Annotated in this window: 19 protein-coding genes; 4 read left to right on the top strand and 15 right to left on the bottom strand. The window is 43.9% G+C overall.

Going from position 1 to position 13,417, the window contains the following annotated elements; genetic code table 11:
- Window positions 1-83 precede the first annotated feature (83 nt).
- The 12 genes from H6G79_RS30175 to H6G79_RS30120 all read right to left on the bottom strand — a co-directional run bounded on the left by H6G79_RS30175 (window position 84) and on the right by H6G79_RS30120 (window position 7,837).
- Window positions 84-422 carry a hypothetical protein gene (locus H6G79_RS30175; protein ID WP_191049386.1) on the bottom strand — a complete coding sequence of 113 codons (339 nt, stop codon included), beginning with the start codon at window positions 420-422 and terminating at the stop codon, window positions 84-86.
- 5 nt (window positions 423-427) lie between these two features.
- Window positions 428-1,042, bottom strand: a complete 615-nt coding sequence (locus H6G79_RS30170; protein WP_190593800.1) for a hypothetical protein — start codon at window positions 1,040-1,042, stop codon at window positions 428-430.
- On the bottom strand, window positions 1,039-1,512 hold the full coding sequence (locus tag H6G79_RS30165; RefSeq protein WP_190593802.1) for a hypothetical protein: 474 nt from the start codon (window positions 1,510-1,512) through the stop codon (window positions 1,039-1,041). The genes H6G79_RS30170 and H6G79_RS30165 overlap by 4 nt, the downstream gene beginning before the upstream one ends.
- Window positions 1,499-1,807: an HK97 gp10 family phage protein gene (locus H6G79_RS30160; protein WP_190593804.1), complete on the bottom strand. Its 309-nt coding sequence runs from the start codon at window positions 1,805-1,807 to the stop codon at window positions 1,499-1,501. The genes H6G79_RS30165 and H6G79_RS30160 overlap by 14 nt, the downstream gene beginning before the upstream one ends.
- Window positions 1,808-1,812: 5 nt before the next feature.
- Window positions 1,813-2,163: a hypothetical protein gene (locus H6G79_RS30155; protein ID WP_190593806.1), complete on the bottom strand. Its 351-nt coding sequence runs from the start codon at window positions 2,161-2,163 to the stop codon at window positions 1,813-1,815.
- Between the two features lie 4 nt (window positions 2,164-2,167).
- Window positions 2,168-3,139: a phage major capsid protein gene (locus H6G79_RS30150; RefSeq protein WP_190593808.1), complete on the bottom strand. Its 972-nt coding sequence runs from the start codon at window positions 3,137-3,139 to the stop codon at window positions 2,168-2,170.
- Between the two features lie 6 nt (window positions 3,140-3,145).
- A complete protein-coding gene (locus tag H6G79_RS30145) occupies window positions 3,146-3,739 on the bottom strand; it encodes a hypothetical protein (protein ID WP_190593809.1) in 594 nt (197 codons plus the stop codon).
- 105 nt (window positions 3,740-3,844) lie between these two features.
- Window positions 3,845-5,314: a hypothetical protein gene (locus H6G79_RS30140; RefSeq protein WP_190593811.1), complete on the bottom strand. Its 1,470-nt coding sequence runs from the start codon at window positions 5,312-5,314 to the stop codon at window positions 3,845-3,847.
- Window position 5,315: 1 nt separating this feature from the next.
- On the bottom strand, window positions 5,316-6,389 hold the full coding sequence (locus H6G79_RS30135; protein WP_190593813.1) for a hypothetical protein: 1,074 nt from the start codon (window positions 6,387-6,389) through the stop codon (window positions 5,316-5,318).
- 175 nt (window positions 6,390-6,564) lie between these two features.
- Window positions 6,565-6,975: a hypothetical protein gene (locus H6G79_RS30130; RefSeq protein ID WP_190593815.1), complete on the bottom strand. Its 411-nt coding sequence runs from the start codon at window positions 6,973-6,975 to the stop codon at window positions 6,565-6,567.
- A 105-nt stretch (window positions 6,976-7,080) separates the two neighbouring features.
- On the bottom strand, window positions 7,081-7,281 hold the full coding sequence (locus tag H6G79_RS30125; RefSeq protein ID WP_190593816.1) for a hypothetical protein: 201 nt from the start codon (window positions 7,279-7,281) through the stop codon (window positions 7,081-7,083).
- A 121-nt stretch (window positions 7,282-7,402) separates the two neighbouring features.
- Complete coding sequence (locus tag H6G79_RS30120; protein ID WP_190593818.1) at window positions 7,403-7,837, bottom strand: helix-turn-helix domain-containing protein; 435 nt, start codon at window positions 7,835-7,837, stop codon at window positions 7,403-7,405.
- A 313-nt stretch (window positions 7,838-8,150) separates the two neighbouring features.
- Between H6G79_RS30120 and H6G79_RS37790 the strand changes: the two genes are divergently transcribed.
- Window positions 8,151-8,288 carry a ribbon-helix-helix protein, CopG family gene (locus H6G79_RS37790; protein WP_190593820.1) on the top strand — a complete coding sequence of 46 codons (138 nt, stop codon included), beginning with the start codon at window positions 8,151-8,153 and terminating at the stop codon, window positions 8,286-8,288.
- A gap of 59 nt (window positions 8,289-8,347) precedes the next feature.
- On the opposite strand, the gene H6G79_RS30110 is transcribed toward H6G79_RS37790, so the two are convergent.
- Window positions 8,348-8,947, bottom strand: coding sequence for a hypothetical protein (locus tag H6G79_RS30110; protein WP_190593822.1), 600 nt, complete (start codon window positions 8,945-8,947; stop codon window positions 8,348-8,350).
- 138 nt (window positions 8,948-9,085) lie between these two features.
- Here H6G79_RS30110 and H6G79_RS30105 point away from each other — a divergent pair, with 138 nt between their 5' ends.
- Window positions 9,086-9,298, top strand: a complete 213-nt coding sequence (locus H6G79_RS30105) for a hypothetical protein (protein WP_190593824.1) — start codon at window positions 9,086-9,088, stop codon at window positions 9,296-9,298.
- A gap of 26 nt (window positions 9,299-9,324) precedes the next feature.
- Window positions 9,325-9,720 carry a hypothetical protein gene (locus H6G79_RS30100; protein ID WP_190593826.1) on the top strand — a complete coding sequence of 132 codons (396 nt, stop codon included), beginning with the start codon at window positions 9,325-9,327 and terminating at the stop codon, window positions 9,718-9,720.
- A gap of 53 nt (window positions 9,721-9,773) precedes the next feature.
- Here H6G79_RS30100 and H6G79_RS30095 read toward each other — a convergent pair whose 3' ends face one another.
- Together H6G79_RS30095 and H6G79_RS30090 are read right to left on the bottom strand one after the other, a co-directional pair.
- Window positions 9,774-12,176, bottom strand: a complete 2,403-nt coding sequence (locus tag H6G79_RS30095; RefSeq protein WP_190593828.1) for a hypothetical protein — start codon at window positions 12,174-12,176, stop codon at window positions 9,774-9,776.
- Window positions 12,177-12,712: 536 nt separating this feature from the next.
- Window positions 12,713-12,979, bottom strand: a complete 267-nt coding sequence (locus tag H6G79_RS30090; RefSeq protein ID WP_190593830.1) for a GIY-YIG nuclease family protein — start codon at window positions 12,977-12,979, stop codon at window positions 12,713-12,715.
- A gap of 169 nt (window positions 12,980-13,148) precedes the next feature.
- Here H6G79_RS30090 and H6G79_RS30085 point away from each other — a divergent pair, with 169 nt between their 5' ends.
- Window positions 13,149-13,364 carry a hypothetical protein gene (locus tag H6G79_RS30085; RefSeq protein WP_190593832.1) on the top strand — a complete coding sequence of 72 codons (216 nt, stop codon included), beginning with the start codon at window positions 13,149-13,151 and terminating at the stop codon, window positions 13,362-13,364.
- Window positions 13,365-13,417 lie beyond the last annotated feature (53 nt).

Raw genomic sequence — 13,417 nt, 5'->3', positions numbered from 1 at the left:
GGTCAAAAATTTTGAAAGAACTTTGGAGAATGCGACGACTAAAATTCATCTCTGTTTTGTCAGACTTATGCTCAAACGGTTAGCTACTTCATAGATCCCAAATGGGTTCTATAAGCACCAGCCGCCGCGCTACTAATAGTAATTTCATTTCGCTGGGCAATCTGTGTACGTACAAAGTACAGGATGCCCCGGCGGTTGTTTCTGAAGAATAGCTTTACTTCATCAGTACTAGGACTAGCCCCAAAAACATTGGTGAAGTCAGCCAGGCTAGTAACCTGAGTGGGGGTGTTGAAACTACCAGACGCACCAGAGCCAATCATGTATACGTGGCTGTGGCTGGCGATTTCTAAATTTCTGTATCCTTGGGCACTTTCACTTACCTTAACGCCCGGAGAAAGGAAGTTAGCAAAAACATTAACCATTATTTTTACGGTTCGATATTTATAGTGTTGTCGAGCTTGAACGTTGTGTTATTGGTGCGGTCAAAACCTTGCTCTGCCTTATGTACCTTAATGGAGATGTCGTTAACTACTGGCTCATCTCCTAAATCAAAGTAGCCGGGGGAGGTGAGGTCTGAGGTGTCCGCCAGCGTGGTAACCCTAAACGTGGCATCAAAGCTGAAGTTAGCACTCAATAACCAATCTTTAGATTCATCCTCTGTATTAGAGATGGTTACAGTGTCTGGTTCTTGGTAAGGAGTAAACTGTGTAAAGTCTGGGCTTGGTCTTCTGATGAGCGCCAGGACTTGAATATTAGCCACCACAGCTTCCACAGCTTTAAATGGCAGGGAGTTAATTGGCTGGTCACCGTTGAATATCCACGTAACGCGGTAAGGGAAGCGCACGCTGGCAACCACGCCGTTATTACCTTCCCTAACAGAAACTAACTCCTGCAAAGGTAACTCTATTGCCGTATTAGCAAAAATGTTGAAGCCACCACGGTTGTAGTAAAGTACATCCGGCACATCCATATCCCATCGGTAGATAGGGATGTTTGCATCAACGAAAGCTCTAATAGCCTCGCGGGCGGTGATAATATTCATCTCTTATCAGTCTCCTGCCTCAGCACCAAAAGCCACCTAGTAGGGTCATTGTCCGACAGGTAGATTAAGTTATGGAAATAACCATTAATGGTCTTAGTAGTTGGGTTTATATACGAAATTGCCCCGCCTGAAGTAAGTGGGGGGTCTATCATATATATTGTTTTTAATGACCCAACGGTAAGGAAGAAGTTTTTAGGATAGGTGCGGGGGATTTCAACCTGCGTGTCACTTGCGGCAATAAACACCTGATCAACACCCTCAGACGCTACCTGTAGGTTAACCAGCCGGGGCGCGACGTTAGTAATGTACGGCTTAGGCGTGATTAAGTGGTCTGTTATAACTGAGGTTTTGGCAATATGGTTGTTTACAATTTGGCGTACCAGCAGGTTCTTACGCTGTGGTAAGCCTAATTTTGTTTCTATTTGTCCAACCTTTGCCTCAACCTCAGCGAGTTTACTATAAAGAGTCATATATGCTTCTTAACTCCTGCCTCAGCCTTTGCTCAGCCATTGGTATGGTTTTGCCGTAGAGCCCGACGCGGCGTGAAACGATATCGGCATAAGGCACATTATTAGTAATAAACAACTCCCGGCGCTGAGGCGTGGCAGTCCAACCATCACGCATCCTTCCACTACGTACCGGAGTTGCAGATTTAAACCTATTCTGCGCCCAGTCTGCTGTGTTTTCTATCGCTTGCGTGATGGATTTATTGGTGATATCACGCTCAAAGATTTTGCCCCTGAACGTGACACTAGATGAAATCATCTTTGTTACCAGTAGGAGATGTTTGTGTAATCGCCGGGGAGGTAGCGATTCTTTAACAGAGTAATGCCGAGGATGCTGGCCAGTTCCTTCAATAAGTTAAGCCCGGACAACCTCAACTGCTTTGTGTGATAAGCATAGTTAAGCTTAGTACCCCGGCTCTCTGTTACATAGTTATCTTCTCTAACCTGAACCAACTGAGCATCAATAGTGTCAAGCTGGGAAAGGATTTCTGCCACGCGGTCAACCACAGACTGGGTGAAATCAAGCTGCAATTGTGATCTGGTTAATGATTGAAATTGAGCGTATCCACACAGTAGTTCAATACGCTCAATCTGGTCTTGACTGAGTACAGCCATATTATCAGGTGATGTCCGCTAATTGTGCGAGGTCTTTGGGACGGTTGAAAACCTGCAACTGGGGTTTGATGTAAACTGTGTAGCGCAGAGCGTCAGGGTTGTCGCTCGGAAGCTGCTCGAAGCAGAACTGGAACCCTTCTTGAGCCTGAGAGTTGCTTTGCCCGTAGGTATGTAAGAAGATATCGCGCTCATCAACCCAGAATAATCGGTTGGCTGGGCAATATGGGTCTTGGATGATCGGACGACCAGCGTAGGCTACACCCGTGTAACCTAAGTCAACAGTCATGGAAGGAATTGCAGCCGGTTGGACGTTAGCCTGTGCAGCAAACAATGCCTTATAAGTAGCTACGATGGCTGGAGTGGTATAAATTGCGGTGAAATTACCACCACGGTTATATATACCTACCTCCATACCTGTGAGTAGAGCTAAAGTGAGGGCGCGGTTTGTACCCGCGTTAGCACTGCGGAAGCTTGCCCAGCTTGTGTAGGTGGCGCTGTTAATGTTGGCATAAGTTGCAGCTGTGACAGCTTCTTGCAGTCCTACAACACCACCGTTGGCGGCTAAACCTGTACCAGTGTATATCTGTGTTTGAAGTGTTTCCAGACAGATTCTAATACCACTTCTGATGTCAGCAGTGAATAAATCGCGTAGAACTCCTTTACCGGCGGAGGCGGCCTCAGCAATCAACTCCTTTTGAATACTAAAGGAGTGCCGGATTCTATTCTCTCCGATCGCTAGAGTAGCAGGTACGTAAGTATCAGCACTGAATGCAGAAATAGACGCGCTAGTAGCTTCACCAGTTGCAGTTGCACCACCAGCATTAACATTCCATTTAATTTGGCGTTGGCGCGCAACACGTATATTACCAGCTGCACGGAGTCTGTCGAGCATCGGATACATATCCAATGGAGTTGAAGCCACCTCCTCCTGAACTAGAAGCTGAAGTGCATCAACTGGGGAAATAATCGTTGCCATATTTGTCTATGTAAAGTTTGAAAAAGCTTGGGGATTACTAAAAGCTTGAACCAGTAAATCTTCAGCTTTTGGTGATTCACTGGTAGCTGGGATGGGCTTACTCTCGGTAGCACCACTCCCGTTTATGCCAGAAGGAGGCACGAATAACTTGCCATCATCAGTCTTTAGGAAATCACTGAGAACAGTGGCTAATGGCTTCACGCCAACAGTGGGAGATTCTACATACCACACGCCGCTATCTTGCTTCAAAGCATCTCCATACTCTGTAAGGATTAACTTTTGGAGAATGCCGGGGGAGAGAGCTTTTAATTGTCCGATCGCCTCAGCAACCCCAGACCGCTTCATTGCATCAAGTGCTTGTCTATCTTTGGCAGCTAATTGCTCTTGCATATCTGACAACTGCTGCTTCAAAGACTTAAGGGTTAACGATTCCTTCTCAGGTTCTTCTTGGGTAGCAGGCGCGGGCTGCGAAAGCTTCTTAATCTCTTTGGTTAAGCTTGCGGCTAGACCTTGGTTAGCTGTGGTAATCTGTTGGGTGAGTTCAGCTTTAACTGCTTCGATTTGCTGACTAACTAAAGCTGTGATTTCTTCTGGTGTCATTGTTTAATTTATCCATTTAAATATATGGTTTCCGTTTTGCCCTACGGTACGGGTATCTGGTTTGTGGCTTATCCAGTTGCCCCTATAAATGTGGAAAACCAAAAATCAGGCGGGGGAAGTGATTCTTGCCTCAATCTCAGCATTAATTACCTGTTGCTGTTCTGCGGACAAGTTGCCTACCAGCAGTGAGACAAGCTGGCTATAAACCAACTTGTATGCTGTGGGTGGTAAATTATTAGCAAGCGTGGCAAAATCAATGCCTGATAATTCAGTTACTTTGGTAATGAGTGATTCCAACGTGTCAGTCTCAAAGTTTTGGAATCCCGTGACAGATATAAGTTCTGGATTAGCAATACCAGCTGACTTGGCAACCATCTGTAATAGAATCTGGTAGCCTTGCGTCAGGATTGAACCATACTGTCTCAAGATGGCTTCTTGCTTAACAAAGTCCATTGCCTTGGATTCACCAGATTGCCGGACGGCTTCATTAGTAGTTGAGCCACCGCCGAGGCTAACCAAATCACGCACCTCATCCTTAATAGACTGCAAGGTGTTGTTGATATGCTCAATAATGCCACCGTTCGGTTCGTTCCACTTGAAGTCTTCTAGTTCAAGGACGTGCTGCAAACCTGTCTTTATAGGTTCTACATCAGAGTAGGTTTCATCTAAATCCTGATCTGGAATCTGAACCTTCTTATATGTGCGCTGGAAGTAAGCCAACGTCAGCATGTCGTGTCTGGTGTGTTCGGTTTTTAAGTGTTCCAGGGCTTTGGGATAAGCTTGATCGGCAACCCAAAGCGTATCAGGTATCTCCAGCTTGATAACTGGAATCTCGCCTAAACCGTGCAGAACTTCAGGCTGCAAAGCCACGGGCGTATCATCGTTAACACCTTTGCCATTTAGCTCTTCAATCTCTCCACCCCTAAGCTTAACTACAGCAGAGTATGTAGCAATGCTGGTGTTGTCAATAAATACCCAGCGCGCGATTGTCTGTGGTTCTTTGGTGGGGTCGGGCTGCGCGGTAACTATCTGCCTAATCTTTATCCATTGCAGTTTACCAGCTTCCTCATGCCAGTTAGTTACCTGGAAGGGAGAATAAGCAACAACGTAAGGTCTTAATCCTAATGATTGTTCTTGCGCTCTGTTGAGTGGAGTAGCCGAGGCGCGTGGCTTATCAACGTGCAGGTAAATCTTCTTAAACTTGAGCAACTCTGCAAAAACATAAGATAGTAAATCACGTTCCGATCGCCCGGCACGGTCTGTATCTTCCCTAAACTCTTCCCAGAATGGTTCCTCACCAATACCTGACACACTAAGCGCGGCGCTTGATAACTTGGCTACTTGTTGATTGATTGCAGAACCAAGCAAGTTTAAATAGTTGTACTTGCGGCGGCGGGCTTCATAGACCACATTTTCTTCACCAGGACGCTGTGGTAGAAACTCCTCAATATTTTTCTCTAATTTATGACCGCCAGCCGTTAATAGGTCAATGCGGCGCAGCGTATCAGCAGTGTACAAGTATTCTTCATGGCAGGATTCTAATACCTTGAAGGTTAAACTAACTGGATAAGGCATATTAATATAAATTACGTTTTTGAATAGCGGCGTATAAGGTTGCAAGGACGTACATACTCGCATCTACAAGGTGGTCTTGTTGACCATCGGCTGGTTCATTAAGTATGTTTCCATTACGATCTTGCTTACGGTGGTAGGACTGGAATTGGTCTATCAGCGTGCGTTCTGAAGACTTAATAAATAGGTTGTCTTGATAGAATAGGTTGTTTGCTATCTGGCAACGCTCAACTACACCAATAGCCCGGCGGTCAACGCTAACCGCTTTCTCCATACCTCTAATATCTTGCTTCCGTCCATACTCACGGGCTGATTTAATAGAAGCCGGGCGGTCATCAGGCATGTAGCAGCGGAAGACATTGTATTTATTACAGTATTGGGCCAGCCGGGACATAAAGTCATCTTGAGTGATTGCTTGTCCGCTGGTATTAAGCCACGAATCCACTATATAGAATTTTCCATAGTCCTTAGACAGCCCTACAACCACGATGCCGGGATTGACATCACCCCAATCTACACCACAGTAGTAAGTAAGTTCGGCAGGGAAGTTGTTGATTAGATGTCTGTCATGTAGCTGGTCAAATATCTGACCCTCAAAATCTTCCCAGCCAGCTTTAAATTCTTGATTGTAAATCTTAGGTGGGAGGTTGCGTTTCGCTTCCCTTAGTTTAGCGATCGGAAAGAAAGGATTATCCCTCGTGCAAAAATGATAGTAAGCCCATTCTTCACTGGACAGGGCATCAAGGTGAAAATTATATAACGGGTGTGCCTTACCTTTTGGTGTTGCAGTTAGTATTGAGCTAGAGCCGGGGGTGTCACTAAGCGCGGGCAACAACACATCAGTCCATACACTTGGCTTTACATCCTGCCATTCATCACCAGCAACGTAATAGACCTTCAAGCCACGCATGGAGTCACCATTATCATCATTAGCGCCACGCACCAAGATGTCTGGTTTATTGCCCTTCAGTACTATGCGATTCTCACTACGGTTGATTGAATCTACAAATGGTGCATCTGACAATAAGTTAATCAGCGGGCGCCAGAAGATTTGCTTTGCCTGTTTTAACGTAGGCATTGTAATTAGTACAACCGGGGGTGAGGCGGGGTCATAGTGCTGGTCAAAGGATATAGCACGCTCTATTGTTCTGGTGAGCTGTAATCTGGACTTACCCCACCTTCTTCCGCAGACCAACAGCTTAAATGGCTTTGGATCTAAGAAAACCTGCATCTGTGAAGCGTGCAGGCTTAAATCAAAGGTCTTCGTCTTCTGGGGTGAGATCATCGTCTTGTTGTGGCGGGGGCGTGGCGGTGCCAATAACTAGTTGTACGCTGGGCGCTTCCTGTGCGATATTAAACTCTTCCTTAATAAGCTTAATGGCGGCAACCGCAGCAGCTTCGTGTCCATTATTGATTGAGTTCTCTACAATGCGTTCTAGTTGCTGGATGCGGTGAATCCTGTGTGAAATCTTAAAAAAACAACAATCTTTAGCTATCTGTAAGCAAAGATTGTCGTCGTTTTTTAGCCTCTCAATGATTGGCTTTATTTTCTCTTTAGCGGTAAGAAATTGCTTATAGGTTAGTTCTAATTGGAATTGCTCTTTAATGAGCTTGGTAATCTGCGGTCGAGTAAGGCTAGGATTTAGTACATAGTGAAGTGCCATGAAGTCGTACTCTGCCGACGTTAGGCATCTATTTCTTTCCATGAGTAACGGGGCTGAGGTAACTGAAGGTAATTTAAGCTCCTAATATAGTGGAAAACCAAATAGCTAAAGTAACTTCAGTATGATTTCACTGAGATTTTCTAAAGCCAGGCGCAATTCATTCGCTTGCCACTCATCTACTTTTAAGGTGCTAGAGGTTAATACATAGCAATCTACTATATATTGATATGCCTCATCACTTGGGCGATACTCTTGGGTAATTACAGCCCGGTGCAGATATGAAAGCTTATCAAGAGCTGCATACATATCATCGGCGCATAGAACACCCCATAAGCTGTTGCTTGGATGTAGTAAAACCAGGGGCAACGCCAAGCGACTTAAATCAGTGAAATAATCAAGCGTACCAGCAAAGTACTGAACGAGGCATTCATTTAAATCGGCTACGTTGATATAGCACGATCTGGTTAAAGGTGGATTGATCGTAGGCATTTTCTAATTCTCCTCGTGCGCTAATGGCACCTGCAATTAATTTGGCATTATCACGTTTAATGTTTTGATTTAACTTGTGTTCTACAAAAGCCGGGCGGGCGTTCCCTCTGCCTTCTGCCACCAAGTTAAATAGGTTTTGGCTGTACCATTCTTGAATAATCTGTTTATTCCTCTTGGAAACTGATCTACTAGCCAGGTACTCTTCAATTACCGGGCAGAGATTATTGTTTCTACCTTTTCGGTACCCAAAGTGACGGCGGAACCAATATTCAATAGTTTGGGGTTTGAGGTTGTGGCGGCGGGCGATAGCCGCAATAGACTCACCTCTTAAGTGAGCTTTGAATAATTCTTCTTTATTTATGGTGGTTATCATTGCTTTATATGGCTATATATCTATATTGTAATATATTTATCAATAAAATAGAAACAGCGCCCGCGCTACAAATTAAGTACATATACGCAGGATTTTAAGGCATTATTTCCTTTTGTGCCTTGCTGGGAATAGATAGTATTAAGGTATGAAACGTTAATCGAACAAAGGACGAATGTAATGGTTGAGGCAATTATGATTGGGTATGCCGTAAGTATGACCGCACACGTAGCATACAACTTGGGCAAAGCAATAGCTGAGGAAGATAATTCTAAATCTGAAAGTGACAATAAATCTAATTCTGAGGGCTCTAAGGATGCAAAGTAAGATCGAGATTTCCTTACCTGCCGAGCTACTGAAGGAAGTTAAGGCGGAGGCAGCACGCAGCGGGCGAACAATGGACAAACTAATACGCGCTAGTATCAGGGTTTATCTCTACAACAAAAATCTATAGTAACCAAATATATTTAATTACTCACAAATAGCCCCCGGCGTAATGCTGGGGGTTTTATTTTAATAACGTTCGGTATTTAAATAATGTTTTCTGCAGTACTCATCCCGGACTCGTATAGACTCCTCTAACCCACAGAACAGCCCAAGGTATTTGCCATTTACCGATACTTGATATCTGTTTTTCTTTAAGCTTATGAATTTACCATAAGGTGAGCGTTTCCTACTGGTTGGATTTGGTGTAGGTGCCAGGGCGCTCTCCGCGTATGTTAAGGACAAGTTTTTGGATCTGGCACCCTCTTTCTTTATTACATATTTATCCCTGTGAATAGCAGCTTCCTCTTCAGTTTTGAAAGTGCCCAGGTATAAACCTTTGTAGTAAGCACTCCATCTACCATATGAGTTTTGTACTCCTAAGTATTCTGATTTTTGTTGAACACGGGGAAGGCGGGATTTAGGTCTTGGCATCGGCACAGCACGCCAAGGGAAATTAGTAGTGAGATTTGCCTTGCGGGCGTGGTAATCATAGTGCAGTGCAGCTTCTAGGTCACTATTGAAGAATCCTAAATGCCTATCATTAATTACGGCTTCCCAGGCGTTGTATTGTATGTTCCAGTTGACTCCTTTGAACTGGTGGTGAGGGGTTGGTTGTTTATTTTTCATACTCGAAAAGTAATATATAATCTTATATTTTTACCTATGTAAAAAGAATAAATATACCAAACCAAGAAAAACAGGTAAGTGTTTATTGGCAATTTGTATTGTATGATTCTAACTTAGGAATTAAACAGGAGGTCAGCCGTGCGTAAGAGGCTTTCTAAGTTATGGGAAACAGTCGATGGTATTTTTGGTTGTTTTATCTTAGCTTTAAAGTTTTTTGCAATTACCATAGTTATTAGTAAGTCGATAGTATTTATTTTTCCTTTTGCAGAAGTATTCGGGTTATGGTTGGTTGGAACTGTAGCTGTGGTTTTGGCAGTTTCGTTCTATTTAACTATTACTAATAAGAGTTAATTAGCGCGTTTGGAGAGAGTCTGGTGATGTGTCATCAATCGGAGTTTAAAGTGGAGTTTCAATTGTTCGTAAATCGATTGGAGAAGGATATAAAAGGAATCTGGGATGCTTATAACGGTATAGAATCTGAGGAAAAGAGGGGAAAATTAAATCCAAGGCCAGCATTAGGCTCAAGTTGGATTAACAGTCAAGACCCTAATTCTAGTTACTACATTCAATACCAAGCCAAGGAAGTATTAAACAGGTACGGCATAAACGATAGTTGGGTGTTGGAGTGGGTAAGTGAAATAATTTTAGTAGCTAGGAACTCACCAACTAAAAATATAGTAGGGTTTGGAAGAGTGGGTACTTATGAAGAGGTTTTGGAAGTAGTCAGGGCTTGGGAACATTACTTTAATAAAGCCAATAAATTAAACCCCTAGTGATTAGCGTTGATGCCCCCAATGGCGGGGGCGTGAGCTTAAATTATAAGGGTTTAGATAAAAGATACAGGTTCAGTTTCAACCGAGGATTTTGGTTCCTTGAATGGTTTCTCAGACAAGCATCCCTGAACACCACTTCTTTCACTTGCTTTAGCAGAAATCTCCGCCAGCTTATATTCTAAGTTGCTGTCATCATCTACCAGGGCAATGAAACCATCGTGCATATTTAGCGAGATGTGAATACCATAATCCTTGGCAATAACTTCTGCTTCAGTGATGAATCTTGCCTCTGCACCTTGCAGTAAAAACGGAACTACTTCTCTAATAAGATTTCCACCTTTCAAGCCATCGATGTTATCTACACAGCCCATCTTGTTCCTGCAACTTGGCTTGCCGAGATTCTTATCCAATTGAGATTTTTGAACTGAATTTCTAATTAGCCAAGCCGGGGCGGCGACTTTACCAGCGACAGCAAGATTGATGTGTTTGTGCCATGCACTAATATCATTTATTAAAGGTAAGCAATGGCTGTACCAACGCGCGAATGCCTCATAAGCTTTAGAAAATGTATTGTACAAACTGAATAAGATATCTCTAATTGCGGAAGGGCGTACTGGCTTTTTATCTATGAATTTAGCTTTCCAAGCTTCTTCCCATTCAGTGCGGAGTTTATCACTTGGTGCGGTAACAGCAGCACCCATAAGGTAAGCATGTAAGCAATCTTTAAACGTCTTTACTCTTGCGTCGGAATCCGCATCAGGGAAGCAAGCCGCCGCGTGAACTTTCTTGGCGTTAGGATCATCAATGTAATTCTTAAGCCAAGCGGATTCCAGACCATCTTCCTTGAGCAATTGGTAAGCGATTTTGCTCTGTGCTGATACCATATCGAAGTTGCGATACTCGGTGAAGTAGAATGCAACGTCTTGCAGCTCACGAGGTAAGTTCTGGAAGCCTCCTCGGTACATTGTGATTCTTCCTGATTTTTGAGGTGAATAAGCCGGGCGAATCATAGCCATACCGTTTGGTAAATTAACAGCCCCAGCATCAACAGTTGCAGCCTTATAGGAATTAAAAGCAGATATAAATCTCTCTTTCTCTTTAAGCTTGGCAGTGCGTTGCTCCTCAGTATCCTCCGGCATAGCCTTGTATTTATATCTCCATTCCTTAAGAGCTTTACAGAGAAGTACTTTAGGGAATACGTTTGTGGTATTGCTATTGAATTTAATGTGGTTGTGCTGCAACTCGGCTATCTTCTGCCCATCCAATGTGTATTCACTGCGGGGAGCATCTTTAGCTTTGCGTTGCTTCATTAAGTCGTAGCGATCGGAATGCAACTCTACATCATCTGATAGTAAATCTTCAAGCGTAAGCTCTATAATGCGTTCCTGGATTTCAAATGGGATGCGATAACGTTTACTCTTTTCGCCTGGGATATAATCTTCTTGACACTCTAAAAGCCCGGCAGCGATGAGGTTTTTCTTGCCTTCCTTTGCGCCGGGGCACTTATCAGCAATGAAATCTCTACAAATTGGAACAAAGTAGTTTGCATCGTGGTATGTGTGAACCGTGCAGGCATTTAGCATGTGCAAGTAAAATCTAAGGCTGTCGTGATTCACACGAAGCGGCTCTAACAATGAATTGATGTATATAGCTACAGATTTGGTGCAGGCATATGTAGAAGCCATGTAAGCTGTGCCAAGGTAGTTGCGTTGCTTCTCATTACCTTTAACACCTCTCCTACGAAGCTTCATTATATATAAGTTACTTAGGTCTTTAGCCGGGGCGGGTGCAGCAACTTCATCATCTATATATATAGATGCAATTTCCTTGCCGAATGCTCTCTCAAGGTGGTTGATTGCTTGGGCCAGCTTCGCATTAGTCTTAGCTTTGTTCTCTACTGCTTCCCAGCCATCATCTGTAAGAGCAGCAAGTCCTTCTAAGGCTTCACGTAACTCTGGAGGGAACAGATTTAAGTATGGTATAGGTGGCTCCGCAACTGGTTGGGATTGCTCTGTTGCTATTTCTGCTTGAACTGGCTCTAGTGCGGCTTGTGGAGGCTCTACAGTAGCTTCTGGAGAGGCTTCTAAGAGTGCAGTTACATTAGCACCAACAGTATTAATACGTTCGAGATATTCAGGTACTAAGCCTTGCAAAATATCGAGACTGATTCTCTCATCCCAACCTATTTGCTGTTCGAGGGAAAAGGTGAGAGAAGTTAGACTAGCAACCTTCTTACACAGTTCATTGCTTCTGTATGAGAAGATTTCAAGCTTTTGTCTGTTGCGGGCGCGCTCTGCTAGGTAACTGATGTCTGTCTTGATGTCCCAGCCTTCCTGGGCTGATAGACATATCCATTGAAGCTCAGCGAGTTTGTTGAGGATCGAATGAAGCTGCTCCTGGATCTTGATGGATAATTCTTGGGTGGTTTGTACTGAAGCGGTGTTTTGTGTTATCATAGTTATATATGTAGGAAAGAAATTTTGTGTTATTGATTCCTTCTTGGCGGTGGGCGCTGGGGAGGAAATTTATTTTTGGGGGAAAATCGCAGTGGGTGGGACTTCCTATTTCTATACTAGCACAATACCAAAGAGTACGGTAGATATAAAGCCGCGTTTATGTTAGGGTATTACGCTTAATTTTTACCCTGCCAGGGAACAAGGGCTAACTAACCTATTACGGGTTTGCTGCTTCGCAGAAATATGGGACTGATTTCTAATTGCCGAAAAAGCTGAAATCAAAATTTTGCAGCTTCGCGGGGGCTCGCTCCTGTCCTGTTGGGTGGCTGGTTGGGTGGTTCTCTGCTTGGTGGTGGCTGGTTCTCCCTTCCCCTGGTGTGGGTGGTGCCCTCCGCCCTCTGGGCTTCCTCCTTCCCTGCTGCTTTCCCCTCCCTTGCCTCTCTTTATAAGTGGTAAGTACAGCCTCTACAAGCCATACATAGCAAGGGTTTCCAGCGTTCAATTTTTCGTCACCGGGAGAACTAAATTGAGTACATTTACTCACCCAAAAACCCCTCCAAGTTTTCCTTATCTAGCTCGATATCAGCGAGGTGCGCCCGTGGTTTATTATTTAATTCTGGTTTGAAAGCGCGTATGTAATAGTCTTCTAAAGCAGCCAATCTTGACTCCTGGCACCTCAGCCAAGCCAGGTATACGCCTTTGATAAAAACTATTTCATCCATCCGCTGATGACGTTGCCAGCGCCTCCGCAGATCAACCGTAGCCCCAATATATAAAAGGATATCGCCGCCTGGGTAAGGCATGTACACAAAGTACACGCAGCTTACGTTGGGGAAGTTCGCGCGTGCGCTTAAAGGCATTTGCCCGTCAAAAACAATATCCACTGCACCTTGATTACTAAGATGTAGTGGATACTAGCACGTTAACGTGTGCATTGGGTAGGATATTTATAGTTGATGGAGAAAAAATATTATGAGTACAAGATATGTAGGCAAGCTTGGTACCAGCGATAATCAGCGCCCGGTTGCGGTGAAGTTGCCGCCGCTTATGAACGAAAAGCTCAAACAATTACCCAATAAATCTGATTTCCTACGCAGGGTGATAGCTGAGGGGATGCAGCGCGCCGGTATGTTCACCGAAGAGGAAATATTACACCTGGTAAGTATTGGTGTATTGGATAAAAAATAAAGATTTCAAAATACCTATTGACAATTGCACAGTTCGCTGACTTGTGATACAAT

The sequence above is a fragment of the Anabaena sp. FACHB-83 genome (assembly GCF_014697485.1).
Classification (GTDB): Bacteria; Cyanobacteriota; Cyanobacteriia; order Cyanobacteriales; family Nostocaceae; genus Nostoc_B.
Note: the sequence above shows the minus strand (reverse complement) of the source record. Positions and strands in the feature narration are given on the sequence as shown.

Excerpts from the sequence above, each read along its gene's own strand:
- H6G79_RS30150 (WP_190593808.1), bottom strand. The coding sequence starts at position 3,139 with ATGGCAACGATTATTTCCCCAGTTGATGCACTTCAGCTTCTAGTTCAG.
- H6G79_RS30140 (WP_190593811.1), bottom strand. The coding sequence starts at position 5,314 with ATGCCTTATCCAGTTAGTTTAACCTTCAAGGTATTAGAATCCTGCCAT.
- H6G79_RS30145 (WP_190593809.1), bottom strand. The coding sequence starts at position 3,739 with ATGACACCAGAAGAAATCACAGCTTTAGTTAGTCAGCAAATCGAAGCA.
- H6G79_RS30165 (WP_190593802.1), bottom strand. The coding sequence starts at position 1,512 with ATGACTCTTTATAGTAAACTCGCTGAGGTTGAGGCAAAGGTTGGACAA.
- H6G79_RS30155 (WP_190593806.1), bottom strand. The coding sequence starts at position 2,163 with ATGGCTGTACTCAGTCAAGACCAGATTGAGCGTATTGAACTACTGTGT.
- H6G79_RS30160 (WP_190593804.1), bottom strand. The coding sequence starts at position 1,807 with ATGATTTCATCTAGTGTCACGTTCAGGGGCAAAATCTTTGAGCGTGAT.
- H6G79_RS30090 (WP_190593830.1), bottom strand. The coding sequence starts at position 12,979 with ATGCCTTACCCAGGCGGCGATATCCTTTTATATATTGGGGCTACGGTT.
- H6G79_RS30095 (WP_190593828.1), bottom strand. The coding sequence starts at position 12,176 with ATGATAACACAAAACACCGCTTCAGTACAAACCACCCAAGAATTATCC.
- H6G79_RS30135 (WP_190593813.1), bottom strand. The coding sequence starts at position 6,389 with ATGCCTACGTTAAAACAGGCAAAGCAAATCTTCTGGCGCCCGCTGATT.
- H6G79_RS30085 (WP_190593832.1), top strand. The coding sequence starts at position 13,149 with ATGAGTACAAGATATGTAGGCAAGCTTGGTACCAGCGATAATCAGCGC.
- H6G79_RS37790 (WP_190593820.1), top strand. The coding sequence starts at position 8,151 with ATGCAAAGTAAGATCGAGATTTCCTTACCTGCCGAGCTACTGAAGGAA.
- H6G79_RS30125 (WP_190593816.1), bottom strand. The coding sequence starts at position 7,281 with ATGTATGCAGCTCTTGATAAGCTTTCATATCTGCACCGGGCTGTAATT.
- H6G79_RS30170 (WP_190593800.1), bottom strand. The coding sequence starts at position 1,042 with ATGAATATTATCACCGCCCGCGAGGCTATTAGAGCTTTCGTTGATGCA.
- H6G79_RS30175 (WP_191049386.1), bottom strand. The coding sequence starts at position 422 with ATGGTTAATGTTTTTGCTAACTTCCTTTCTCCGGGCGTTAAGGTAAGT.
- H6G79_RS30120 (WP_190593818.1), bottom strand. The coding sequence starts at position 7,837 with ATGATAACCACCATAAATAAAGAAGAATTATTCAAAGCTCACTTAAGA.
- H6G79_RS30100 (WP_190593826.1), top strand. The coding sequence starts at position 9,325 with ATGTGTCATCAATCGGAGTTTAAAGTGGAGTTTCAATTGTTCGTAAAT.
- H6G79_RS30130 (WP_190593815.1), bottom strand. The coding sequence starts at position 6,975 with ATGGCACTTCACTATGTACTAAATCCTAGCCTTACTCGACCGCAGATT.
- H6G79_RS30110 (WP_190593822.1), bottom strand. The coding sequence starts at position 8,947 with ATGAAAAATAAACAACCAACCCCTCACCACCAGTTCAAAGGAGTCAAC.